Below are 22,707 nucleotides of genomic sequence, written 5' to 3'. Positions count from 1 at the left end.
GGCATGACCTAGTGCAGATCGGGCAACGTATGTGGCCCATGTCCGCAGGGCCGGGCTTCGTCAGGGGCGCGCATCCATGCGTGACGGATCACGGGCATCCGGCGGCGGATGCCTCCTCAACCGGCCGCCCCGTCACGTATCACCTGCGTAATCGCCGAGGTGAGGCGCGACAGTTCATCGGGGTGGATGGTAAAGGCTGGCGTCAGGTAGATGATGGTGCGGAACGGGCGCACCCATACACCCAGCGCGACCAGCGCCGCCTTCAGGCGGTTCATGTCCGCGATTGCATCAAGTTCCACAACGCCGACAGCACCCATCACGCGCACGTCACGGACGTGCGGCAGGTTCCGGCATGCCGCAAGCTCATCGGTCATCTGCGCGCTGATCTGCGCCACCTGCTGCAGGCGGGGCTCGGCCGCGAACAGGTCCAGCGACGCATTGGCGCAGGCGCAGGCAAGGGGATTGGCCATGAAGGTCGGGCCGTGCATCAGCGCATGCAGCGGATTGTCCGACAGGAAGGCCGCGAACACATGGGATCGCGTCACCGTCGCGGCGAGGGGCATGGTCCCGGCCGTCAACGCCTTCGACAGGGTCATGATGTCCGGCACGATCCCCGCCTGCTCGCACGCGAACATGGTGCCGGTACGGCCAAATCCGGTGAAGATTTCGTCAAGGATCAGCAGGACCCCATACCTGTCCGCCAATGTCCGCAGTCGTTGCAGCACGTCCGGCCCATGAAACAGCATCCCGCCTGCTCCCTGGATCAGGGGTTCGACCAGAATCGCCGCGATTTCATCTCCCGATTCGGACAGGAGCGTCTCCAGGGCAGCAAGGCTGGCCTCATCACGGGGCAGATCGACGATATAATGCTGGGGCAGGACACCGCTGAACAGCGCATGCATCCCTTCTTCCGGGTCGCATACCGCCATCGTGGCCAGCGTGTCACCGTGATATCCCCCCCTGAACGCCACAAGGCGGTTGCGCCCCGACACGCCACGGTTGATCCAGTACTGGATGGCGATCTTGATGGCGACCTCCACCGCGACGGACCCGGAATCGGTGAAGAACACCCGCTCCAGATCCCCCGGCAGGATCGCCGCCAGTCGCGTGGCAAGCGTCAGTGCCGGTTCATGGACAAGCCCGCCGAACATGACATGTGGCATACGGGCCAACTGCGCACTGACGGCCTCGCGGATATGGGGATGGTTGTAGCCATGGCAGGCCGTCCACCACGATGCGATGCCATCGGTTAGCACGCGCCCATCGGCCAGATGGATGTCACAGCCCGACGTGCGGACCGCAGGCAGGGGGGGCAGGACCGTCTGCATCTGTGTATAGGGCAGCCAGATGTGCGGCATGCCGTCATCCAGCCATTGGGGTCCACGCATGCGGGTTCTCCGTGATATTGGGACAGGCATGTTTGGCCGATGCAATAGCCATCGGCGGGAGAGGACGCTTCATGGCGCGTTTTGACGATTTTTTCCAGACGGCGCTCAATACGCTGGAACATGAGGGGATGCGCCGCAGGCCGGCGACATTCACCCACCGCGATGCCGCGACGGTTGTGCGCGACGGGCAGGTGCTGCTGGATTTTTCCTCCAACGACTATCTGGGCCTTGCGCACCATCCGCAACTTGTCGAACGCGCCTGCGAATGGGCACGGCAATGGGGCAGTGGCAGCGGCGCATCACGCCTGGTCACCGGCACCACCCCGGCCCATCGCGCGGTCGAGGCGAAGCTGGCGCGGTTCAAGCACACCGAGGCAGCATTGCTGTTCGCATCGGGATGGCAGGCGAATGCATCCGTCCTGCCGGCATTGTGCCGCATGAGCGTGGCCCGGACCGGCAGCGCGCCGCTGGTATTTGCCGATCGCCTGAACCACGCCAGCCTGCATCATGGCTGCCAGGCGGCGGGCATACGGCAGATCCGGTTCCGCCATAATGACCTTGCGCATCTGGCGTCGCTTCTTGAAAGGCACCGCGACAGGCCGGGCCTGCGATTCATCGTCACCGAAAGCGTCTTCAGCATGGATGGGGACCGTGTCGACATCCAGGCGCTGCGTGCGCTGGGCGATGCGTATAACGCCTTCATCTATCTGGACGAAGCCCATGCAACCGGCGTGCTGGGGCCGCAGGGACGCGGCCTTTCGGCCATGACGCAGGGCATCGACCTGGTGATGGGCACATTCAGCAAGGCCATGGGCAGTTTCGGGGCCTATGTGGCGGGGTCCCGCGCGATGTGCGAATGGCTGTCGAACTGCTGCTCCGGCTTTGTCTATACCACGGCCCTGCCGCCAGCCAGCCTCGGGGCGATCGACGCCGCGCTGGACCTTGTCCCGTCAATGGAGGCACAGCGTGCGCACCTTCAGCGGATGGGCGACACCATCCGCCACGAAATCCATGCGCTCGGCCTGTCCACGGGAGCCTCCACGACCCAGATCATCCCGATCGAGATCGGGGAGACACAGCGGACCATGGATTTTGCCGCCATACTCGCCCGCGAGGGGATTCTTGGCATTCCCATCCGCCCTCCCTCGGTCCCGCCCAATGGCAGCCGAATCCGCCTCGCCCTGAGCGCCGCGCATGACGAAGCCATGATTGCCTCACTGCTTGCGGCCATCAGGGTCGCGGCACAGGAGACATGCGAAGGAAGACGACATGGCCATGACTGACCTGCCCATCGTCCTTGTGCATGGCTGGGGCTTCGGCCCGGAAATATGGGACCCGATCCGCAGGGCATCACCAGACAGGGACTGGCGCCCCCTCGATTTTGGCTATTTTTCAGCCATCCCCCATGTCGAACTGCCCGACAGGCCCTTCATGGCGGTTGGTCACTCGCTTGGGACGCTGTGGCTGCTTTCCGAAATGCCGGAGCGGTGCAGGGGAATGATGCTGCTCAACGGTTTTGCACGTTTCGCCGCCTCCGATGATTTCCCGCAGGGTGTATCCCCGCGTATCCTGACCCGGATGATACACAGGCTTGAAGGCGCACCTGACGCCACGGTACGGGATTTCCGGCACAAGGCAGGCACGGACATGCCAGTGCCCGGCCCCCCGCAGCACGCGCGCCTGCTGGACGGATTGCGGATGCTGCGGAGACTGGATGCACGACAGGCCGCACGCTCCATGCCCTGTCCCATATATTGCAGCGCGGGAACACACGACACCATTGCCCCGCCCGCGCTCACCCAGGCTTCCTTCGCGCCTGCAACCCCCATTGACTGGCAGGAGGGCGGCCACCTCCTGCCGCTGACCCATCCCGACGCCTGCCTGGCCATGATTGACCGCATGATGGAACGTATAAGCCGTGACCTCCTCGCATAAGTACCGTATCGCCCGCAGCTTTGACGCAGCCTCCGGCTATGATGCCGCAGCACGCATCCAGCGCATCGTGGCAGGCCAACTGGCGCAGCGGATCGAACGGGCCTGCCCCCCGCCGGGACCGAAACGCATTCTTGAGGTCGGATGCGGCACCGGCTTCCTGACCGGGCATCTACGCCGGCTGTATCCAGCGGCACGGATCGTGGCCACTGATATCGCGCCGGGCATGCTGGAGCAGGCACAGGCCAGATTCCGCAACGATCCTGACATCACCTGCCACGTCATGGATGCCGAACAGCCTGACCTGACGGGACCGTTCGACCTGATCTGCTCCAGCATGGCGGCACAATGGTTCGTCATGCGACGCGAAACCATCGGGCGGCTTGCAGCCCTGCTTTCACCGGGGGGCGTGCTGGCGCTTTCCACACTGTGCAAGAACAGCTTTGCCCGGTGGCTGGACCATTACACCGCGCTGGGCCTGCCATGCCCGATGCCGACCTATCCGGACCTCGCCACGCTGGGGCAGGAGTGGCCGTTGACGGGGACGGGCGCATGGACGGGCGAAACCCTCATTGACGTTCCACACTCGGCACTGACCTTCGTACGTGAACTGCGCGCCATTGGCGCCGCCGTGCCCATCCCCACGCATGCCCGCAGGGGCGACCTGCGCCGTATCCTGAAACGCGCCGACAGTGATCCCACGTTCAGCGTGAATTACGAGGTCGCATTCGGGATATTCCGACGCACCCCGCACTCCGGCGTCTTCGTCACCGGAACCGATACAGGGGTGGGCAAGACACTGGCCTGCGCCGTGCTGGCGCGGGCATGGGATGCGTCATACTGGAAACCCCTGCAAAGCGGCATCGCGGATGAGCCCGCCGATACCAGCAGTGTCGCCAGGCTGGCGGAACTTCCGCCCGCGCGCCTGCTGCCGCCTGCCGGGGTGTATGCCGCGTCGCTGTCGCCCGAGGACGCCGCCGCCTGCGAAGGGGAGGTGATCGATCCCGACCGGATCGTCATGCCACCCGCCCCCGCCAACCGGCCGGTCATCGTGGAAGGGGCAGGGGGCATCATGGTGCCGATCTGCGCGGATTTCCTGATGCTTGACCTGATGGAACGCCTTGGGCTGCCGGTCGTGCTGGTGGCACGCAGCATGCTGGGAACGATCAACCACACCCTGCTCAGCCTCGCGATGCTGCGCCAGCGCAATATCCCGATCCTTGGCGTGATCCTGAACGGGCCGGAAAACGCCTGCGCCCGCAGCGCCATCGAACGGCATGGCAGGGTGCGGATCCTTGCCCAGTTTCCAACGCTGGAAGAGGTCAATACCGATACGGTCGCAGGCCTTGCCCGGCACGTGCCGCGATGGGAGACGTTGTATCCCGCCGACGGGGCCGGCCCTCAGTAACGCCGTATCAGGCCGGCAAGGCGCCCCTGGATAGCGACCTTGTCGGCGGGCATGATGCGCGTTTCATACCGCGCATTCGCCGGTTCCAGCGCAATGGTGCTGCCCTTGCGGCGCAGGCGCTTGAGGGTCACTTCATGCCCTTCGATCAGGGCGACGACGATCTCCCCGTTTTCGGGGTGCTGATCCTGCCGCACGACCACGGTATCCCCATCGAGGATCCCGGCCTCGATCATCGAATCGCCACAGACTTCCAGCGCGTAATAGGTCCCGGCCCCGATCAGGCCCGCCGGGACATCAATGAGGTTCGTCGCGTCACTAATCGCCTCGATCGGGTGGCCGGCGGCGATCCGGCCCAGAAACGGCACCCGGACCGCACCAACCGTGGCTGCGACCTGCACGGCGGGCAGGATGGGGGTGAAGTCCCCCTTGATGACGGTGGGAGAAAACGCATCGCCGCCGCGCAGGCCGGGGTCCGCCGCCTCGATCTGCGGGATCTGCACCACCTCCAGCGCACGGGCGCGATGATGCTTGCGCCGCACGAACCCGCGTTCCTCCAGCGCGGAAATCAGGCGATGGATGCCCGATTTCGAACGCAGCCCCAGCGCATCCTTCATCTCGTCAAAGGAAGGGGAAAACCCGGTCTGCTTCAGGTGCCGGTCGATATAAAGCAGGAGTTCATGTTGTTTACGCGTCAGCATGAAGGGTATCTCCCACCACCAAGGAACAAAACCAGAAAACCTATCCTTCGTTCTATGTTAGTTCCGGCTCCGAGGTCAACTCCCTCTCTCAGGGAATATCAAGGCGGATGATACGGCACGCCTCTCCCTTGCGGGCGGGCGGGGCGTTGGCGTCGCGTATGACCAGCGCCTGACTGTCGCACAGGACCTGCAACATCGCGGAATCCTGCTGCGGGAAGGGCAGGGCGACCAACTGTCCCGCCGCATCGTGATGCAGTCGGGCGCGCAGGTAACTTTCGCGCCGGTCGTTGGCCTCCACATCCGTGCCAAGGATTGCCATCCCGATTTCGGGACCGACCGCGTCCTGCCCCATCAGACGCCGCAACGCAGGGGCCACAAACAGCGTTCCACACACGAAGGCGGCAACCGGATTGCCGGGCAGCCCGATGACCGGCATGCCCCCCAGGCGTCCGTGCATCAGCGGCTTGCCCGGACGCATGGCGATCTTCCAGAAATCCATCTCCACGCCGATCCGCTTCAGGGCTTCCTGCACCAGATCGTAACGCCCCACGCTGGCACCGCCGATCGTGACCAGCATGTCCATGCCTTCCACCATGCGCGACAGCGTCATGAGGTCCTCCATGCGGTCACGCGCAATCGGCATCATGACGGGTTCAGCTCCTGCGGCGCGGACCACGGCCTCAAGCATCAGGGTATTGGAATTGGCGATCATGCCCGGCCCCATCGGCTCACCCGGCAGGACAAGTTCGTCCCCCGTCGCGACGATGGCGACACGCGGGCGCCGATATACACTGACCCACGGATGATTGGCCGCGGCGGCAAGGCCGATGCCACGGGCGTCAAGCCGCCGCCCCGCCGGGATGATTTCCTGCCCATGTGCGAAATCCTGCCCGCGCCTGCGCACATACAGGCCCGCTTGCGCAACCTGCGCCGTGGTCACGATATCATCCTGCTGCGACGCATTTTCCTGCAGCACGATCGCATCCGCCCCGGCGGGGACGATGCTGCCGGTATAGATCCGCACACATTCCCCGGCCCCCACAGTGCCGCCAAAGGGATGCCCGGCCGGACTTTCGCCAATCAGGCGCAGCCGCGCCCCGTCGCCCGACAGGTCCGCCGCACGCACGGCATACCCATCCATGGCGGAGATGTCGGCCGGCGGGTTATCAAGGCGCGCCAGCACCGGTGATGCGCTGACACGCCCCCCCGCGCAGGAGAGGGAGACGATCTCCGGCGCGGTGGCGCGAAGCCCCTGGAGGATACGTTCGCGGGCTTCTGAAACGCTCAACATGGCAGGCGGGACTCCTTTTTTTGCCGGTTAAGAGGATTTTGAAGGCGAATATCAAGACTAAAAGCTTGACCTCAGCCTCTTGTATGCGCATTTTCCGCCAAACTTGAACCACTGCTGCACCCAAGTGTTCCAGCAGCGGCGGAGCAGTGCTGAGGATATCATGGCAAAGACCAACACCATTCAGATCAAGCTCGTTTCCACGGCGGATACCGGCTATTTCTACGTCACGAAAAAGAACGCCCGCGCCCAGACCGGCAAGATGGAAATGCGCAAGTATGACCCCGTCGCGCGCAAGCACGTGACGTTCCGTGAAGCGAAAATCAAGTAACCCTGCCGACCCGTTCGGTATGAAAAAACCCCGGTCCATTCAGTTGGGCCGGGGTTTTTTCGTATCCATCCCTGTGGCCGTGGGCCTGGGGACTGTCAGTACAGCCGGTCATGCGGGCCGTAGGGGACGACAATCTCGTCCTGGCGCGCAAGGTTCTCCATCGAACGGGCACGTTCATCCATCAGGTCACGATCCAGCGTGTTTTCCTTCAGGCCCCGCACCCGGCGAAGCCAGACCTGCTGCTCGGCATAGGCATCCTTCTGCGCGCTGTTGGCTTCATCCAGCAGGCGTAACTGCGCGGCATAGCTGTGCAGTCCATGTTCGCCGCGCATTACGTTCCAGCCGAAATAGGCCGTCAGCCCGATGAAAAGGGCAGGGGGCAGGGCACTGCCGACAATCCGCCTGATGATCTTGCCAATCCGCATCTGTTATCCGGTACCAGTCCTTGTGCCTGCATCAATGGTGGCATCCGTCCCGCGCGGACGCCACCGGGGGCCGTGCCGCTTCAGCCAGCCTTGAGAATCGTGCGCCCAGCATAGCGGGCCGCGGTTGCCAGTTCGTTTTCGATTCGGATCAGCTGGTTATATTTCGCCGTCCGGTCGGAACGCGAGAGGGAGCCCGTCTTGATCTGCCCGCAATTCGTGGCGACAGCCAGATCGGCGATGGTCGAATCCTCCGTCTCGCCGGAACGGTGGCTCATGACGGCGGTATAACCGGCATGCTGCGCCATCTGGACCGCCTCGAGCGTCTCGCTCAGCGTGCCGATCTGGTTGACCTTGACCAGCAGGGAATTGGCAACGCCGGCCTTGATGCCACGGCGCAGGCGATCCGGGTTGGTGACGAACAGGTCATCTCCCACCAGTTGCAGCTTCCCCCCGAGGTTCGCGGTCAGTTCGGCCCAGCCTTCCCAGTCATCCTCGGCCAGTCCATCCTCGATCGAGACGATGGGATAGCGCGCGGCAAGATCGGCAAGGTAGGCGATCATCCCCCCCGCATCGAGCGACTTGCCTTCCCCTTTCAGTTCATAACGACCATCGTGGTAGAATTCGGTCGCGGCGCAATCGAGCGCGAACGTCACGTCATCACCGGGACGATAGCCCGCGGCCTCCACCGCGCGGCTGATGAAGCCAAGCGCCTCGTCGGCGGATTTCAGGGCAGGGGCGAACCCGCCCTCGTCACCGACGTTGGTATTGTAGCCCGCGCCGGACAGGCTCTTCTTGAGCTGGGCGAAGATTTCCGACCCCATGCGGATCGCATCGGTCACGGTGGGCGCGCCCACCGGCTGGATCATGAATTCCTGGATGTCAATCGGATTGTCCGCATGCTGGCCGCCATTGATGATGTTCATCATCGGGACCGGCAGCGTGCGCGCATAAACGCCACCGACATAGCGGTAGAAGGGGACCTGCAGTTCTTCCGCCGTGGCCTTCGCCACCGCAAGGGAGACGCCAAGGATGGCATTCGCGCCAAGGCGGGATTTGTTCGGCGTTCCGTCAAGGTCGATCATCGCCTCGTCAATGGCGACCTGATCGGCGGATTCGACACCCTGCAGGGCGCCAAGGATTTCGTTTTCGACATTGCCGACGGCCTTCAGCACGCCCTTGCCGCCATAACGCGACTTGTCGCCGTCACGCAGTTCCACGGCTTCATGCGCGCCGGTGGACGCGCCCGAAGGAACCGCCGCGCGCCCCTTGGCCCCGGATGCGAGTTCCACATCCACTTCCACGGTCGGGTTGCCACGGCTGTCGAGAATTTCGCGGGCGATGATGTCGATAATGGCGCTCATGATATCCGTTTCCTCTTTTTCCAGAGTTATTGAGGTATCGAAAACCGGACCTGCTTCCGATACCCGATGCACGCGACGATACCAGAAACATATGACGTGTCACATGTCTCAGTGCGATAAGATGGAAACTTAGCAAGGAGCACCCGACGCCGTGAAACGCCTTCCCCTTCTGGCCATTGTCATGGGTATCGCCAGCCTGATCCCGATCGTGGGCTGCACCTGTGCGATCATCTTCCTCTCGCCGGACGTGACACCGCGCATGCTGGAGGTGACGGTAGGGTACGGGGCGGTGATGCTGTCCTTCATGGGGGCTGTTCACTGGGGACTGGCGCTGGAGACCCCGGCCATCATCACGCCGGGGCAGGCAAACGCGAAAATCAACGCCTGGCGCCTGACGCTGGGCAGTCTGCCTGCGGGTATCGGCTGGCTGTCGCTCTGCGCGGCCATGTTCCACGAACTTGCGGCAGTGCTGATGCTGATGGCCGGCTTCGCGGGCGTCCTGGTCGTGGAGCGCATGGCATGGCGCAGGGGAGCGATGCCGCGCGGCTACATGGCGCTGCAATGGGTTGTCGTAACGGTGGTGGAGGTCTGCCTGCTGGCGGTCACGGTCATGGCCCTGTCATGGAAATACAGCGCATGAGCACGACCGCCCACATATTGTGAAAGTTTCAGGCCATCCCCTTGGTCAGCCGGTCATAATGCTGCAGGTTGGACAGCAGGCTTTCCATCTGCGATAGCGCGATCATGTTGGGACCGTCGCTGGGCGCATTGTCGGGATCTTCGTGGGTTTCGATGAATACGGCGGCCACCCCAATCGCAAGGGCCGCGCGGCTCAGCACCGGGGCGAACTGCCGCTGCCCCCCCGATGAGCTTCCCAGCCCGCCGGGTTGCTGCACGGAATGCGTCGCGTCATAGACGACCGGGAAGCCGGTCTGCGCCATGATCGGCAGAGCACGCATGTCGTTGACCAGCGTGTTGTAGCCGAACGACGTCCCACGCTCGCACAGCATGATGCGCTCATTGCCGGTGGAGGCGATCTTCGCCGCCACATTGGCCATATCCCATGGGGCAAGGAACTGCCCCTTCTTCACATTGATCGCCGCCCCCGTACGACCCGCCGCAAGCAGCAGGTCGGTCTGGCGGCACAGAAAGGCAGGGATCTGCAACACATCGACGGCTTCGGCCGCCGGCGCGCACTGCTCCGGCAGATGCACATCCGTCAGCACGGGAATGTCGAAACGCTCGCGCACGCGGGCAAGGATCTCCAGCCCGCGTTGCGCCCCGATTCCGCGTGCGCTGTTCAGGCTGGTGCGATTCGCCTTGTCGAACGAGCTTTTGTAGATCAGCCCGATTCCCAGGCGACGCGCTATGGCCTGCAGGGAATCGGCGGTCTCCATGGCATGGGATTCCGATTCGATCTGGCAGGGACCGGCAATCAGGGTGAACGGCCGGTCATTGCCGATCACCAGATCGCCCACCCGTATCTCCACCGATGCGTTCACTGGCGCGAACTCCGCTCAAGCGCCGCACCGACCAGTCCGGAAAACAGCGGATGCGGGTCAAACGGCTTGGAAAGCAGTTCGGGGTGATACTGCACCGCCACGAACCACGGATGGTCGGGATATTCCACGATCTCCGGCAGGATGCCATCGGGCGACATGCCGGAAAAACGCAGGCCCGTCTTCTCCAGCTGATCGCGGTAATGGACGTTCACCTCGTACCGGTGGCGATGGCGTTCGCGGATGTCGGTCCGGCCATAAATGGCCGCCGCGCGCGATCCTTCCGCAAGGCGGGCCGGGTAGGAGCCAAGCCGCATCGTGCCGCCCAGTTCACCACCTTCACGCCGACGCAGCAGTTCGTTGCCACGCGCCCATTCCGTCATCAGGCCGACAAGGGGTTCTTCCGTCGGGCCGAACTCGGTCGACGATGCCTTGGGCAGGCCCGCAAGGTTGCGCGCGCATTCGATCACCGCCATCTGCATGCCGAAACAGATTCCCAGGAAGGGAATGTTGTTTTCACGCGCGAACTGCACCGCACGGATCTTCCCTTCCGAACCACGCTCCCCGAAACCGCCGGGAACGAGGATGGCGTCGGAGCGGGCAAGCGCCTGCAGGCTGGCGTCGGACTTTTCAAACGCCTCGGCCTCGACCCAGTTCAGGCGCACCTTGGCGCGATGGGCGATGCCGCCATGGTGCAGGGCCTCGATCAGGGACTTGTAGCTGTCGAGCAGGGCGGTGTACTTGCCTACCACCGTGATCGTCACCTCGCGTTCGGGATGGCGGATCGCATCGACGATACGCTCCCACCGCGACAGGTCGGGCTCCTGGTCGGCAGGCAGGCCGAAATGCCGCAGCACCTCGGTATCCATGCCTTCCGCGTGATAGGAAATGGGGCAGGCGTAGATCGTATCGACATCACGCGCGGCAATCACCGCCTCGGGCCGGACGTTGCAGAAACTGGCGATCTTGCGCCGCTCGTTGGTCGGGATCTCACGGTCGGAACGGCAGACCAGCATCTGCGGCTGGATGCCGACATTCTGCAGTTCCTTGACCGAATGCTGGGTGGGCTTGGTCTTGAGTTCGCCTGCCGCCGCAATCCATGGCAGCAGCGTCAGGTGGATGAACATCGTCTGCTCTGGCGCAAGGTCGTTGCGCAGCTGACGGATGGATTCAAGGAAGGGCAGGCTCTCGATATCGCCAACCGTGCCGCCAATCTCCACAAGGACGAAATCGACGTCCTCTGTCCCCGCCACGATCATTTCCTTGATCGCGTTGGTGATGTGGGGAATGACCTGCACCGTCGCGCCGAGATATTCGCCACGCCGTTCACGTGCAATCACGTCGGAATAGATCTGGCCCGTCGTGGCATTGTCTGCCTTGGTCGCGGGCACGCCTGTAAAACGCTCGTAATGCCCGAGGTCGAGATCCGTCTCCGCGCCGTCGTCGGTCACGAAGACCTCGCCGTGCTGGTAGGGACTCATCGTCCCGGGATCGACATTCAGGTAGGGGTCGAGCTTGCGCAACCGGACCCGATAGCCACGGGCCTGGAGGAGGGCGGCAAGGGCAGCCGAAGCGATACCTTTGCCAAGGGAGGACACCACGCCGCCGGTGATGAATACAAACCGCGTCATGGAGGGCCTTCCTACACTGCTTACGCCCGGCATGAAAGACCCAATTGACGGGGACACTCACGCAGCGGGCAGAAAGTATCCGGCCCGGCAGCCTTCATGCAGGCTGCCGGGCCAGCCATACGCATCACTTCGTCGCGGGCGTGCCCGCCGGCGCGACCGGTGCGGCCGGGGATGAGGGGGCAGGGGGCTGCGCCAGAATGTCGTGCCCGACACCCGAGGAGGCGCCACGGTTCATGATCGCAAGCGTCAGCGACAGCACCATGAAGATCGTGCCGAGGATGGCTGTGGAACGCGTCAGCAGCGTTGCCGTGCCACGGCCCGACATGAAGGACCCCATCCCCTGCGAACTTCCGATCCCGAGGCCACCGCCCTCGCTGCGCTGGATCAGGATCGTCCCGATCAGTGCCACCGTGACAAACAGATGCAACAAAAGAAGGACCGTGATCATACTTGTTCCCAGCTATCCCCTGCGGACGGGGCCGATGAAATCAGATATCGACCGCCGCGCGGACGATCGGCATGAACGTCTCCGCCGCCAGGCTGGCATTACCGACCAGCGCGCCGCCAACATTGGCAAGCGGCAGGATATCGGCGGCGTTACGTCCGTTGACCGATCCACCATAAAGGATTTTTATGGTTTTACCAGCATCCCCGAACTGCCGGACCAGTTCTTCGCGGATGAACTGCGTCATGTCGGCGATGTCCTGCTGCGACGCCGCCGTGCCCGACCCGATCGCCCAGACGGGTTCATACGCGACGATGCCGGTGAAGCCCTGCGGCAGCGACCCCTGGATCTGCCAGCCGACGGCTTCCTGCGAATCCCCTGCGGAACGCTGGTCTTCGCTTTCGCCCACGCACACAATGGGGGTCAGGCCGGCCGCCGCGGCCGCGACCGCCTTTTCCCGCACGGTTTCATCAAGCTCGTTATGGTCGCGACGACGTTCGGAATGGCCAAGAATCACGTATTCGACCCCTAGGTCACGCAGCATGCTGGCCGCGATGTCACCGGTATGCGCGCCGCAGGGATCCTGATGGCAGTCCTGCGCGCCAAGCGCGATGCCATGTTCCCGCAGCTTCGGCCCCACAAGCGCCAGTTGCGTAAATGGCGGGCAGATGACCACCTGCGCGCCAGAAACGTCCTGCCCCATGGCCGCGCCGATGTCATCGGCAGCCTTGGCGGCGTCCGCGGTCAGGCCGTTCATCTTCCAGTTGCCGACGATGATCTGCTTCATTTTTATTGTTCCGGTTACTGCACACACTGACTGTATCATACCGCTGCCCGGCCCATGCCTCGCGGCGGGCGGCGCGGATGCTCAACTCCAACCTACACCATGCCGTGGCGGGGGTGGCAACCCGTTCACATGGCGGGGCAGGGGCGTGAGCGGGCACGCCACGGCCAAACGCATCGCGGCCCAAACGCCCGACTGGTCAAACGCGCGGGGGGGCCGTATGGTGCCGCTGCTGAAAAAGTGGCCCATCCATGCCATGCGCGCATGGGTCATGCCGCGTCCACTTGCCGATTTTCGTCTGGGTCTGGTGTCTGCATGTTATCATTCTTGTGCCGTGTTTTTGTCGATTCCTGGGTCGGCAGGGTTGTCGTGGGGCTGTTTTTCCTGACGTTCGTCGGGTGGGGCGTGGGGGATGTCCTGATGAACATCGGCACCGAACGCGCCGATGTGGTGGCGCGCGTCGGGCCGGACCCGATCCTTGTCCCGGCCTATGAACAGGCGCTGCGCATGGAAATGCCCCAGATCGCGCAGCAGATGCACCTTGATGACCCGTCGCAGATCCCCGCGGCCACGCGCGAACAGATCGCGCAGCAGGTCCTCCAGCGCATGATCCTGCAGGACGAGGTCGCGCTTGCCGCGCGCAACCATGGACTGCTTGTCCCCGACAGTGCCGTGCGTGCCGAAATCTTCGCCATCCCGGCCTTCCAGGACAAGAGCGGGAAGTTCGACCGCGCCCTGTTCAACACGCGCCTGCGCAGCAGCGGCATGACCGAGGCGCGCCTGATTGAACTCGTCCGGGCAGAGCAGGCGTCGAAGGCGCTGATGGAACCGATTCGCAATGGCGCGACCGCGCCCGCCAGCCTGGTGCGCCGCATCTTCGACCTCGAGGCCCAGACCCGCAGGGTAGACATCGTGCGCGTGCCCTTCGCCGCGCAGACGCCCGCCGCCCCGACCGACGCGCAGGCCCGCCGCTTCTACGCCAACCACCCCTGGCAGTTCGAGGCCCCGGCCTACCGGCACGCGCGAATCGTGGTCCTTTCGCCCCAGACCGTCGCGCGCTCCATCACCATTCCCGACGCCGACCTGCACCACATGTATGAACAGCAGGCCCAGCGCTTCAACACGCCGGAGACACGCTCCGTACAGGTCATTACCGCACCGACCGAAGCCCGGGCCCGCGAACTGCTGGCCACCTGGCAGGGCGGCGCGAACTGGGACGCGATGCAGAAAAGCGCGGGCAAGGACAGCGCGAGCGTGGAGATGGATGACATCCGCATTTCCTCCGTCCCGTCGCAGGAACTCGGGCGGCAGATTTTCACGGCTCCGTCCGACACCGTATCGCCCCCCATCCATACGGATGGCGGGTGGGCCATCTTCCGCGTCATCCATGTCACTCCGGCCCACATTTCCGATTTTGACTCCGCACGCCCCGCCCTACAGGCGCAGGCCCTGGCCGAACGGGTGCAGGCACAGATCGGCGACAGGGTGCAGAAACTGCAGGATGCCATCGCCGGCGGCGGCCTCGATTCCATTCCCTCCGACCTCGGCGCGGTGGCGGTCGCGGGCAATGTCGATGCCCATGGCATGACGCAGGAAGGCACGCCCGCACCCATTCCCGGCAGCACGGCCGTGCGCCAGGCCATCGTCGCGCGCGTCTTCTCCCAGCCCAAGGGCAGCGCCCCTGAACTGCTGCAGGCGCCGGAAGGGACATGGTACGCCGTCTCCATCGATGGGGAGACACCCGCACGCGCGCAGTCGTATGAAGACGCCGCGCAGAAGGTCCGCGATGCCTGGATGGACGATGCCCGCCGCCACGCCGCCGACCAGGCCGCAACCATGCTTTACACCCAGGCACAGGATGGGGGCGGCCTTGCCCATATCCAGCCCGCCGTGGCCGACATGGTCCACAGCGCGCCGTTCTCCCGCACGCATGACGTGAACGAAGTCCCGCATGACGTCGCGGAAATCGCCTTCCGCCTCGACCACACGGGACAGAGCCTGATGGTGGAGGCAGACGGGGCCTTCTATGTCGCGACGCTGACGGACATCTCCACCCCGGATCCGGCGGCACAGCGCATGCTGTTCGATCGCATCCGCACCACCCTGTCGCAGGCCGTGGCCGACGATGTGGAGATGAGCTATGCTCAGGCCCTGCAGGCGATCGTGAAACCCAAACCCAACCCGAGCGCCATCAACGCCGTCATGTCCGCCGTTTCCGGCAAGGGCAATGCAGAGGCAGGACAGTGAGCACAGACCCTTCGCAGTTCATCCCTTCGTTCCGGGCAACACCCGCCCCTGACCGAAAAGAGGCGCTGGACATGCTGCGCGCCGGGAAGGCGACAGTCGCATGGCGGGTGGAACCTGCGGACCTGCTGACGCCGGTCGCGGCCTTCCTGCACCTCTCGCCACTGGCCCGGCGGCATGGCGGCGGCACGGGCGGACGCAACGCCTTCCTGTTCGAAAGCGTGGAAGGCGGCGTCTCCCGCGGGCGCTATTCGGTGATCGGGTTGCTGCCTGACCTGATCTGGCGCTGCCATGACGGCCACGCCAGCCTGTGTACGGACCCGTCCGCCGCCCGGCACGAATTCCACGCCGATACCCGCCCGCCGCTGGCCTCCCTGCGCGACGTGCTCCACGCCAGCCGCATCGAACTTCCCGACTACCTGCCCCCGATGACGGGCGGGGTGTTCGGGTACCTCGGCTATGACATGATCCGGCAGATGGAATACCTGCCGGATATTCCGCCCGACGACCTTGACCTGCCGGAGGGGATCATGATCCGCCCCGGGCTGTTCGCCATTTTCGATACCGTGCGTGATGAACTGCTGCTTGCGGTGCCATTGCGCCCCGACGCGGACACCCCGGCCGAGGAGACATGGGACAGGGGGCAGGAACTCCTGCGGCAGGCCAGCGCGGCACTGGCCACGCCACTGCCCACGCCACAGCAGGAAACGGGGGCCATCGCCCCGCCCGTGCCCACATCCCCGTTCACGCGGGAGGAATTCTGCGCCGTGGTGCGCCGCATCCAGGATTATATCGCTGCGGGCGATGCGTTCCAGGTCGTGCCCAGCCAGCGGTTCGAGGCGGATTTCACCCTGCCGCCCTTCGCGCTGTACCGTGCGCTGCGCCGTATCAATCCGGCGCCGTTCCTGTTCTACCTCGACCTTGACGGGTTCAGCCTTGTCGGGTCCTCGCCAGAGATCCTGGTGCGGTTGCGCGACGGCACGATGACCGTGCGCCCACTGGCCGGGACACGACCACGCGGGCGCACCGCGGCCGAGGACGTGGCGCTGGAGCAGGACCTGCTTGCCGACCCCAAGGAGCGGGCCGAACATCTCATGCTGATCGACCTTGGCCGGAATGACGTGGGCAAGGCATGCGAACTCGGCTCCGTCAGGGTGACGGAACAGTTCGTCATCGAACGGTTCAGCCATGTGATGCACATTTCATCCAACGTGGAAGGTACCATCCGGCCGGAGCTTGAGGCGCTTGACGCCCTGATGGCGGGCTTCCCGGCGGGCACGCTGACCGGCGCGCCCAAGATCCGGGCCATGGAAATCATTGACGAGGTCGAACCGACGCGCCGGGCGACCTATGCCGGGTGCATCGGCTATTTCGGTCCGGAAGGGCAGATGGACACCTGCATCGGGCTGCGCATGGCGGTGGTCAAGGACGGCAGGATGTATGTGCAGGCCGGATGCGGCGTCGTGGCCGACAGCATCCCCGAGGCGGAATACGAAGAAACCCGCCAGAAAGCCCGCGCCCTGTTCCGCGCAGCCGAGGAAGCCGTGCGTTTCGCCAGCCGTGAACAGCCACAGCGGAGTGGTGAATAAATGTTGTACAGGAATACACACATTTATTTTACCGTTCTCCCCAACAGGGATTTGACCCTGCCACGCCGGACGGTCATGATATCGTCATGATCCTGCTGATCGACAATTATGACAGCTTCACCTTCAACCTCGTCCACTATCTGGGGGATCTGGGGGAGCGCTGTGACGTCCGTCGCAACGACGCGCTGAGCGTCGAGGACGCGATGCGCCTGAAACCCGAAGCGATCGTCTTCTCACCCGGCCCCCGTTCCCCGAACGAGGCCGGGATCTGCTGTGACCTGATCGCGCGCGCGGCAGGGGAAATCCCGATGTTCGGCGTCTGCCTCGGCCATCAGTCGATCGGGCAGGTATTCGGCGGCAGGGTCGTGCGCGCGCCCATCCCGATGCATGGCAAGGTCTCGCCCGTCATGCACAATGGCACGGACATCTTCACGGGCCTGCCGGACCCGTTCCGCGCCACCCGCTACCACAGCCTGACCGTCGATCCCGACACGCTGCCCGACACGCTGGTGCCCACGGCATGGACGGCCGATGGCGTCATCATGGGACTGCGGCACCGCGACCTGCCGATCTTCGGGGTGCAGTTCCATCCCGAAAGCATCGCGTCCGAACATGGCCACGACATCCTGGCCAATTTCCTGTCCATCGCGCGCACGGGTGCCGCCCCGCCCAAATCCAGGGCTGCCTGAGCGGCCATGGCACAGTCATCCGGCCCGTCCCGCGCCCCTGTGGTTGATGTTCCCGCGGTTGATGCGTCTGCGATCACCGACTTCCGCAGCATGATGAAGGACCTGCTGCTTGGCCATGACCTTCCGCTACGGGTTGCCGAAGGGATTTTCGGACAGGTCATGGACGGGCAGGTCCCAGATATCCGTCTGGCCGCGTTCCTGACCGCCCTTCACATGAAGGGCGAGACGGCAGATGAACTGCGCGCCGCCGTCAGCGCGATACGTGCGCGCATGATCGGTGTTACGGGCCTGCCGGACGGTGCGATCGACGTCTGCGGCACGGGTGGGGACGGGCTTGGCACCTTCAATGTGTCCACTGCCGTGGCCTTCGTCCTCGCGGCCCTAGATGTTCCCGTCGTCAAGCATGGCAACCGGGCGCTGTCTTCCCACTCGGGCGCGACGGACGTGCTGCTTGAACTCGGCGTCGGACTGCCGGACGGCCATGATGACATCCGTGCGCAGGTCCGCGCCTGCCGGGTTGCGTTCCTTGCCGCCCCCAACCATCATCCCGCCCTGCGCCATGTGGGGCAGGTCAGGCGTGAACTCGGGTTCCGCACCATCTTCAACCTTGTCGGCCCGCTGTGCAATCCGGGGCATGTGCGACGGCAACTGGTGGGCGTGTTCGACCCACGCTGGCAGCGCCCGATGGTCGAGACCCTGCGTGACGAGGGATCGCAGTGCGTCTGGAGCGTCAGCGGCGACTGCGGCAACAACCGCTGGGTCGATGAACTGACCCTTGCGGGGGAAAACCGGGTCTGCGCGCTTGATGGCGGGGTGATCCGCGAACGGATCGTCACGGCCGCGGACGCGGGACTGTCCCCTGCACCGATCGAGGCGATAGCCGGGGGCACGCCCCGGCACAATGCCCATGCACTGAACGACCTGCTGCATGGCGCGCGTGGCGCCTATCGCGATACGGTCCTGCTGAACGCGGCCGTCGCGCTGCATGTCGCGGGACGGGGACATATCATTCAGGGCGACAGGCTGGATATTGCCGCCCTGCGTACGAACGTTGCCTTGGCCGCCAGCGTTCTTGACAATGGCGCGGCGCATGCCGTGCTGCAAGCCGTTCGTGAATGCCGGGCGGACAGGCCAGAATAGAGTAACAGGGTAAAAAATGAACGACACGCCAATGATGCCGCAACAGACCGATTCTGTCCCGGACCTGGATGCCGATGATTTGCCCGATGTGCTCGACCGTATCTGCGCCCGGACCCGGGTGGATGTAGCACAGCGTGCGACCGTCATGCCGCTCAAGGAAATCACCGCGCGCGCACGTGAGGTGGCGACCCCGCCGCGTGGCTTCGGGCAGGCGCTCAAGCAGCGCACGGCCGATCACCAGATCGGGCTGATCGCGGAAATAAAGAAGGCCTCGCCCTCCGCCGGCATCCTGCGCGCCGATTACCAGCCCACCCTCATCGCGCAGCAGTACGAGCAGGCGGGAGCGGCGTGTATTTCCGTGCTGACCGAAGGGTCCTGCTTCCATGGCAGCGCCGAGGACCTGACCCGCGTGCGCGAGGCGTGCAAGCTGCCGATCCTGCGCAAGGACTTCATCCTTGACCCGTGGCAGGTGCATGAAAGCCGCCTGATCGGTGCGGACTGCATCCTGCTGATCATGGCGATCCTGACGGATGCGGAGGCCGCGGAACTCCTCGACATCGCGCGCGGACTGGACATGGACGTGCTGGTGGAGGTGCATGACGAGCAGGAACTGAACCGTGCGCTCGCGCTCGATACGTCCCTGATCGGCATCAACAACCGTAATCTCAAGACGCTCAAGACAGACCTCAACACGACAATCGAACTCGCGCCGATGGTGCCGCCCGACAGGATCATCGTCTCCGAAAGCGGCATCCGCACGCACGAGGACATCGTGAAGCTGAACGCCGTGGGGGCCAGCGGCTTCCTGGTGGGCGAAAGCCTTCTGCGCGCGGATGACCTTGAAAATGCCGTGCGTACGCTGCTGGGAACCACCCCGGCATGACGGGGGCGACCCTTTCACATCTCGACGCGGCGGGCCACGCCACGATGGTGGACGTCTCGGCCAAGGCGCCGAGCCTGCGCGAAGCCGTGGCGAAGGGACGCATCACCATGCGTCGCACGACCCTTGACATGATCCTCTCCGGCGCGGCGCCCAAGGGCGACGTGCTGGCCACCGCGCGCATCGCGGGCATCATGGCGGCGAAGAAGACATCGGACCTCATCCCGCTATGCCATCCGCTCGCGCTGTCATCGGTCAAGGTCGACCTTGACCCCATGGCCGGCGATGCGTCCGGGATCGAGATTACCGCCCGCGTCCGCACCACCGGGCCGACCGGCGTGGAGATGGAGGCCCTGACGGCTGTCTGCGTGGCTGGACTGACATTGTATGACATGTGCAAGGCCGTCGATCGCGACATGGAGATCGGTGAAATTTGCCTGCACCACAAATCCGGCGGCGCATCAGGGCTTTATGAAAGGACGACACCGCCCTCCAGATAACCAGACTGCATCACAGCCGGTGCTGCCGTGCGATCCTCTGGTCTGGCCCGGTCTGTACGTCACGTAAGAAGGCAAGGACACTCAATGAGTGAGAAACAAGTTTCCGATGTGGCAGGCGGCCGCAACAGCAGGGCCATGACCCAGGCCGAGTTGCAGGAAGCCTATTACCAGATGGTCCTGATCCGCCGTTTCGAGGAACGCGCGGGGCAGTTGTACGGCATGGGCCTGATCGGCGGTTTCTGCCACCTGTATATCGGGCAGGAAGCCGTGGTGGTCGGCATCCACATGGAACTCAGGGACGGTGACAAGATCATCACCTCCTATCGCGACCATGGGCAGATGCTGGCGGCCGGCATGACGCCGCGTGGGGTCATGGCGGAACTGACCGGGCGCGAAGGCGGCTATTCCCACGGCAAGGGGGGATCGATGCACATGTTCTCCCGCGAGAAGAATTTCTATGGTGGCCACGGGATCGTCGGCGCGCAGGTCTCGCTGGGCATCGGCCTTGCCTTCGCCAACAAATATCGCGGCACGGACGAGGTCTCGGTCACCTATTACGGGGAAGGCGCGTCAAACCAGGGGCAGGTTTACGAAAGCTTCAACCTCGCCGCCCTGCATAAACTGCCGTGCATCTTCGTGCTTGAAAACAACCGCTACGGAATGGGAACCAGCGTGGAGCGCGCATCCGCGTCACGCGAACTGTGGCGCAATGGCGAACCGTGGGGCATTCCCGGCTTCCATGTCGATGGCATGGATGTCGAAGCCGTGCGCAACGCGGCGCGCGATGCCGTCGCCCACTGCCGCGCGGGGAAGGGGCCGGTGCTGCTGGAGGTCGACACCTACCGCTATCGCGGCCATTCGATGTCCGATCCGGCCAAGTACCGCCAGCGTTCCGAAGTGGAGGAAATGCGCAAGAACCACGATCCGATCGACCGTGTGCGCAAGGAACTTCTGGCCATGGGCACGACGGAAGACGAACTGAAAGCCATCGATACCAAGGTCAAGGCCATCGTGACCGATGCCAGCGACTTCGCCCAGACCAGCCCCGAACCAGATCCGTCCGAACTGTGGACCGATGTGCTTGTCGAAAGCTGAACACAGATGCCCATACAGATATTGATGCCCGCCCTGTCCCCCACGATGACGGAAGGGAAACTGGCCCGCTGGCTGAAGAATACCGGTGAAGACGTAGCCCCCGGCGACGTGATTGCCGAGATCGAGACCGACAAGGCCACGATGGAAGTCGAGGCGGTGGAAGAAGGGACGATAGGCCGGGTGCTGGTACCCGAAGGGACGGAGAACATCGCCGTCAACACGCCCATCGCCATCCTCCTTGCCCCCGGGGAGGACAGTTCCGCCGCAGACGCCGCCCCGGCCGAACCCGCGCCAAGCACGGGTCCTGCCCCCGTGGCGGTTACGCCTGCGGCAGCCCCGCCCGTACCGCCCGCCCCGGTGACGCAGGCCGGCATCGAGAAGGACTGGGGCGAGACCAGCGAAATCACGGTGCGTGAGGCCCTGCGCGATGCCATGGCGGCCGAACTGCGTCGTGACGAAGATGTTTTCCTGATCGGCGAGGAAGTCGCGCAGTACCAGGGGGCCTACAAGGTCTCGCAGGGGCTGCTGGACGAGTTCGGCGAAAAGCGGGTCATTGATACCCCGATCACCGAACAGGGCTTCACCGGCATGGCGATTGGCGCGGCACTTACGGGGCTGAAGCCGATCGTGGAATTCATGACCATGAATTTCGCCATGCAGGCCATTGACCAGATCATCAATTCCGCCGCCAAGACGCGCTACATGTCGGGCGGGCAGATGTCGTGCCCCATCGTCTTCCGTGGCCCCAACGGGGCGGCGGCACGGGTGGGCGCACAGCATTCGCAGTGCTATGCCAGTTGGTACGGCCACGTGCCCGGCCTGAAGGTCGTCGCCCCATGGTCCGCCGCCGACGCGAAGGGCCTGCTGCGCGCGGCCATCCGCGATCCCAACCCGGTCATCTTCCTTGAAAACGAGATCCTTTACGGACAGAAATTCCCCTGTCCCGTGGATGAGGATTTCATCCTGCCCATCGGCAGGGCCAAGGTCGAGCGCGAAGGCAGCGACGTCACCATCGTGACATTCTCCATCATGGTCGGCGTCGCACTCGAGGCGGCGGCGAAACTGGCGGAGCAGGGCATCAGCGCCGAGGTGATCAACCTGCGCACGATCCGTCCCCTCGATACCGAAACGGTCGTCAACAGCGTCAAGAAGACCAGTCGCCTTGTCTGTGTGGAGGAAGGCTGGCCCTTCGCCGGGATCGGTGCGGAAATTGCCATGCAGGTGATCGAACATGCGTTCGACTACCTTGACGCCCCGCCGGTGCGCGTCGCCGGTGCCGACGTGCCGATGCCGTTTGCCGCGAACCTTGAAAAGCTGGCATTGCCCAATGTCGAGTGGATCCTCAACGCCGTCCGGCAGATTGTCTGAGGGAGCAACGCG

22 protein-coding genes are annotated in these 22,707 nt (G+C 64.3%); 13 read left to right on the top strand and 9 right to left on the bottom strand.

The window, feature by feature from the left end; translation table 11 throughout:
• Positions 1-116: 116 nt before the first annotated feature.
• Positions 117-1,388, bottom strand: coding sequence for an adenosylmethionine--8-amino-7-oxononanoate transaminase (locus tag KMAL_RS00675; RefSeq protein WP_110093835.1), 1,272 nt, complete (start codon positions 1,386-1,388; stop codon positions 117-119).
• A gap of 71 nt (positions 1,389-1,459) precedes the next feature.
• On the opposite strand from KMAL_RS00675, the gene KMAL_RS00670 reads away from it, so the two are divergent.
• The 3 genes from KMAL_RS00670 to bioD are packed head-to-tail and all read left to right on the top strand — an operon-like array spanning position 1,460 to position 4,728.
• A complete protein-coding gene (locus KMAL_RS00670) occupies positions 1,460-2,671 on the top strand; it encodes an aminotransferase class I/II-fold pyridoxal phosphate-dependent enzyme (RefSeq protein ID WP_110093834.1) in 1,212 nt (403 codons plus the stop codon).
• On the top strand, positions 2,664-3,323 hold the full coding sequence (locus KMAL_RS00665) for an alpha/beta hydrolase family protein (RefSeq protein ID WP_180999702.1): 660 nt from the start codon (positions 2,664-2,666) through the stop codon (positions 3,321-3,323). The genes KMAL_RS00670 and KMAL_RS00665 overlap by 8 nt, the downstream gene beginning before the upstream one ends.
• Complete coding sequence (bioD, locus tag KMAL_RS00660; RefSeq protein ID WP_110093833.1) at positions 3,307-4,728, top strand: dethiobiotin synthase; 1,422 nt, start codon at positions 3,307-3,309, stop codon at positions 4,726-4,728. The genes KMAL_RS00665 and bioD overlap by 17 nt, the downstream gene beginning before the upstream one ends.
• Here bioD and lexA read toward each other — a convergent pair.
• Together lexA and KMAL_RS00650 are read right to left on the bottom strand one after the other, a co-directional pair.
• Complete coding sequence (lexA, locus tag KMAL_RS00655; protein ID WP_110093832.1) at positions 4,722-5,426, bottom strand: transcriptional repressor LexA; 705 nt, start codon at positions 5,424-5,426, stop codon at positions 4,722-4,724. The two genes, bioD and lexA, sit on opposite strands and share 7 nt — an antisense overlap.
• 88 nt (positions 5,427-5,514) lie before the next feature.
• The gene (locus KMAL_RS00650; RefSeq protein WP_110093831.1) at positions 5,515-6,717 is read right to left on the bottom strand and encodes a molybdopterin molybdotransferase MoeA; all 1,203 of its coding nucleotides are present in this window, start codon (positions 6,715-6,717) and stop codon (positions 5,515-5,517) included.
• A gap of 160 nt (positions 6,718-6,877) precedes the next feature.
• On the opposite strand from KMAL_RS00650, the gene rpmG reads away from it, so the two are divergent.
• Complete coding sequence (gene rpmG, locus KMAL_RS00645) at positions 6,878-7,045, top strand: 50S ribosomal protein L33 (protein ID WP_025813389.1); 168 nt, start codon at positions 6,878-6,880, stop codon at positions 7,043-7,045.
• 95 nt (positions 7,046-7,140) lie between these two features.
• On the opposite strand, the gene KMAL_RS00640 is transcribed toward rpmG, so the two are convergent.
• Positions 7,141-7,470: an FtsB family cell division protein gene (locus tag KMAL_RS00640; protein WP_110093830.1), complete on the bottom strand. Its 330-nt coding sequence runs from the start codon at positions 7,468-7,470 to the stop codon at positions 7,141-7,143.
• Positions 7,471-7,550: 80 nt separating this feature from the next.
• Positions 7,551-8,831 (bottom strand): phosphopyruvate hydratase, encoded by a 1,281-nt coding sequence (eno, locus tag KMAL_RS00635; RefSeq protein WP_110093829.1) that lies wholly within the window; start codon positions 8,829-8,831, stop codon positions 7,551-7,553.
• 151 nt (positions 8,832-8,982) lie between these two features.
• Between eno and KMAL_RS00630 the strand changes: the two genes are divergently transcribed.
• On the top strand, positions 8,983-9,471 hold the full coding sequence (locus KMAL_RS00630) for a DUF3429 domain-containing protein (protein WP_110093828.1): 489 nt from the start codon (positions 8,983-8,985) through the stop codon (positions 9,469-9,471).
• Between the two features lie 28 nt (positions 9,472-9,499).
• Here KMAL_RS00630 and kdsA read toward each other — a convergent pair whose 3' ends face one another.
• From kdsA to tpiA, 4 genes are all read right to left on the bottom strand, one after another.
• The gene (kdsA, locus tag KMAL_RS00625; RefSeq protein WP_110093921.1) at positions 9,500-10,321 is read right to left on the bottom strand and encodes a 3-deoxy-8-phosphooctulonate synthase; all 822 of its coding nucleotides are present in this window, start codon (positions 10,319-10,321) and stop codon (positions 9,500-9,502) included.
• Between the two features lie 8 nt (positions 10,322-10,329).
• The gene (locus KMAL_RS00620) at positions 10,330-11,961 is read right to left on the bottom strand and encodes a CTP synthase (protein ID WP_110093827.1); all 1,632 of its coding nucleotides are present in this window, start codon (positions 11,959-11,961) and stop codon (positions 10,330-10,332) included.
• A gap of 124 nt (positions 11,962-12,085) precedes the next feature.
• A complete protein-coding gene (gene secG / locus KMAL_RS00615; protein ID WP_110093826.1) occupies positions 12,086-12,409 on the bottom strand; it encodes a preprotein translocase subunit SecG in 324 nt (107 codons plus the stop codon).
• Between the two features lie 40 nt (positions 12,410-12,449).
• Positions 12,450-13,193 carry a triose-phosphate isomerase gene (tpiA, locus tag KMAL_RS00610; RefSeq protein WP_110093825.1) on the bottom strand — a complete coding sequence of 248 codons (744 nt, stop codon included), beginning with the start codon at positions 13,191-13,193 and terminating at the stop codon, positions 12,450-12,452.
• Positions 13,194-13,517: 324 nt separating this feature from the next.
• On the opposite strand from tpiA, the gene KMAL_RS00605 reads away from it, so the two are divergent.
• The 8 genes from KMAL_RS00605 to KMAL_RS00570 all read left to right on the top strand — a co-directional run bounded on the left by KMAL_RS00605 (position 13,518) and on the right by KMAL_RS00570 (position 22,695).
• The gene (locus tag KMAL_RS00605) at positions 13,518-15,437 is read left to right on the top strand and encodes a peptidyl-prolyl cis-trans isomerase (protein WP_338043473.1); all 1,920 of its coding nucleotides are present in this window, start codon (positions 13,518-13,520) and stop codon (positions 15,435-15,437) included.
• A gap of 71 nt (positions 15,438-15,508) precedes the next feature.
• The gene (trpE, locus tag KMAL_RS00600) at positions 15,509-17,023 is read left to right on the top strand and encodes an anthranilate synthase component I (RefSeq protein ID WP_239019881.1); all 1,515 of its coding nucleotides are present in this window, start codon (positions 15,509-15,511) and stop codon (positions 17,021-17,023) included.
• An 86-nt stretch (positions 17,024-17,109) separates the two neighbouring features.
• Positions 17,110-17,712: an anthranilate synthase component II gene (locus tag KMAL_RS00595; protein WP_110093823.1), complete on the top strand. Its 603-nt coding sequence runs from the start codon at positions 17,110-17,112 to the stop codon at positions 17,710-17,712.
• Positions 17,713-17,718: 6 nt separating this feature from the next.
• On the top strand, positions 17,719-18,852 hold the full coding sequence (trpD, locus tag KMAL_RS00590; protein ID WP_110093822.1) for an anthranilate phosphoribosyltransferase: 1,134 nt from the start codon (positions 17,719-17,721) through the stop codon (positions 18,850-18,852).
• 31 nt (positions 18,853-18,883) lie between these two features.
• Positions 18,884-19,735, top strand: coding sequence for an indole-3-glycerol phosphate synthase TrpC (trpC, locus tag KMAL_RS00585; RefSeq protein ID WP_110093821.1), 852 nt, complete (start codon positions 18,884-18,886; stop codon positions 19,733-19,735).
• Positions 19,732-20,232, top strand: coding sequence for a cyclic pyranopterin monophosphate synthase MoaC (gene moaC, locus KMAL_RS00580; protein ID WP_110093820.1), 501 nt, complete (start codon positions 19,732-19,734; stop codon positions 20,230-20,232). Before trpC ends, moaC begins: the two co-directional genes overlap by 4 nt.
• 135 nt (positions 20,233-20,367) lie before the next feature.
• The gene (gene pdhA / locus KMAL_RS00575) at positions 20,368-21,327 is read left to right on the top strand and encodes a pyruvate dehydrogenase (acetyl-transferring) E1 component subunit alpha (RefSeq protein WP_408887872.1); all 960 of its coding nucleotides are present in this window, start codon (positions 20,368-20,370) and stop codon (positions 21,325-21,327) included.
• A 6-nt stretch (positions 21,328-21,333) separates the two neighbouring features.
• Complete coding sequence (locus tag KMAL_RS00570; protein ID WP_110093818.1) at positions 21,334-22,695, top strand: pyruvate dehydrogenase complex E1 component subunit beta; 1,362 nt, start codon at positions 21,334-21,336, stop codon at positions 22,693-22,695.
• Positions 22,696-22,707: the final 12 nt, after the last annotated feature.

Source organism: Novacetimonas maltaceti (assembly GCF_002906255.1).
GTDB lineage: Bacteria > Pseudomonadota > Alphaproteobacteria > Acetobacterales > Acetobacteraceae > Novacetimonas > Novacetimonas maltaceti.
Note: the sequence above shows the minus strand (reverse complement) of the source record. Positions and strands in the feature narration are given on the sequence as shown.

Bases quoted from the DNA above. Each gene is read 5' to 3' on its own strand.
- KMAL_RS00675 (WP_110093835.1), bottom strand. From the start codon at position 1,388: ATGCGTGGACCCCAATGGCTGGATGACGGCATGCCGCACATCTGGCTG.
- KMAL_RS00670 (WP_110093834.1), top strand. From the start codon at position 1,460: ATGGCGCGTTTTGACGATTTTTTCCAGACGGCGCTCAATACGCTGGAA.
- KMAL_RS00665 (WP_180999702.1), top strand. From the start codon at position 2,664: ATGACTGACCTGCCCATCGTCCTTGTGCATGGCTGGGGCTTCGGCCCG.
- lexA (WP_110093832.1), bottom strand. From the start codon at position 5,426: ATGCTGACGCGTAAACAACATGAACTCCTGCTTTATATCGACCGGCAC.
- KMAL_RS00650 (WP_110093831.1), bottom strand. From the start codon at position 6,717: ATGTTGAGCGTTTCAGAAGCCCGCGAACGTATCCTCCAGGGGCTTCGC.
- rpmG (WP_025813389.1), top strand. From the start codon at position 6,878: ATGGCAAAGACCAACACCATTCAGATCAAGCTCGTTTCCACGGCGGAT.
- KMAL_RS00640 (WP_110093830.1), bottom strand. From the start codon at position 7,470: ATGCGGATTGGCAAGATCATCAGGCGGATTGTCGGCAGTGCCCTGCCC.
- eno (WP_110093829.1), bottom strand. From the start codon at position 8,831: ATGAGCGCCATTATCGACATCATCGCCCGCGAAATTCTCGACAGCCGT.
- KMAL_RS00620 (WP_110093827.1), bottom strand. From the start codon at position 11,961: ATGACGCGGTTTGTATTCATCACCGGCGGCGTGGTGTCCTCCCTTGGC.
- secG (WP_110093826.1), bottom strand. From the start codon at position 12,409: ATGATCACGGTCCTTCTTTTGTTGCATCTGTTTGTCACGGTGGCACTG.
- tpiA (WP_110093825.1), bottom strand. From the start codon at position 13,193: ATGAAGCAGATCATCGTCGGCAACTGGAAGATGAACGGCCTGACCGCG.
- trpE (WP_239019881.1), top strand. From the start codon at position 15,509: ATGCTGCGCGCCGGGAAGGCGACAGTCGCATGGCGGGTGGAACCTGCG.
- KMAL_RS00595 (WP_110093823.1), top strand. From the start codon at position 17,110: ATGATCCTGCTGATCGACAATTATGACAGCTTCACCTTCAACCTCGTC.
- trpD (WP_110093822.1), top strand. From the start codon at position 17,719: ATGGCACAGTCATCCGGCCCGTCCCGCGCCCCTGTGGTTGATGTTCCC.
- trpC (WP_110093821.1), top strand. From the start codon at position 18,884: ATGATGCCGCAACAGACCGATTCTGTCCCGGACCTGGATGCCGATGAT.
- moaC (WP_110093820.1), top strand. From the start codon at position 19,732: ATGACGGGGGCGACCCTTTCACATCTCGACGCGGCGGGCCACGCCACG.
- pdhA (WP_408887872.1), top strand. From the start codon at position 20,368: ATGACCCAGGCCGAGTTGCAGGAAGCCTATTACCAGATGGTCCTGATC.
- KMAL_RS00570 (WP_110093818.1), top strand. From the start codon at position 21,334: ATGCCCATACAGATATTGATGCCCGCCCTGTCCCCCACGATGACGGAA.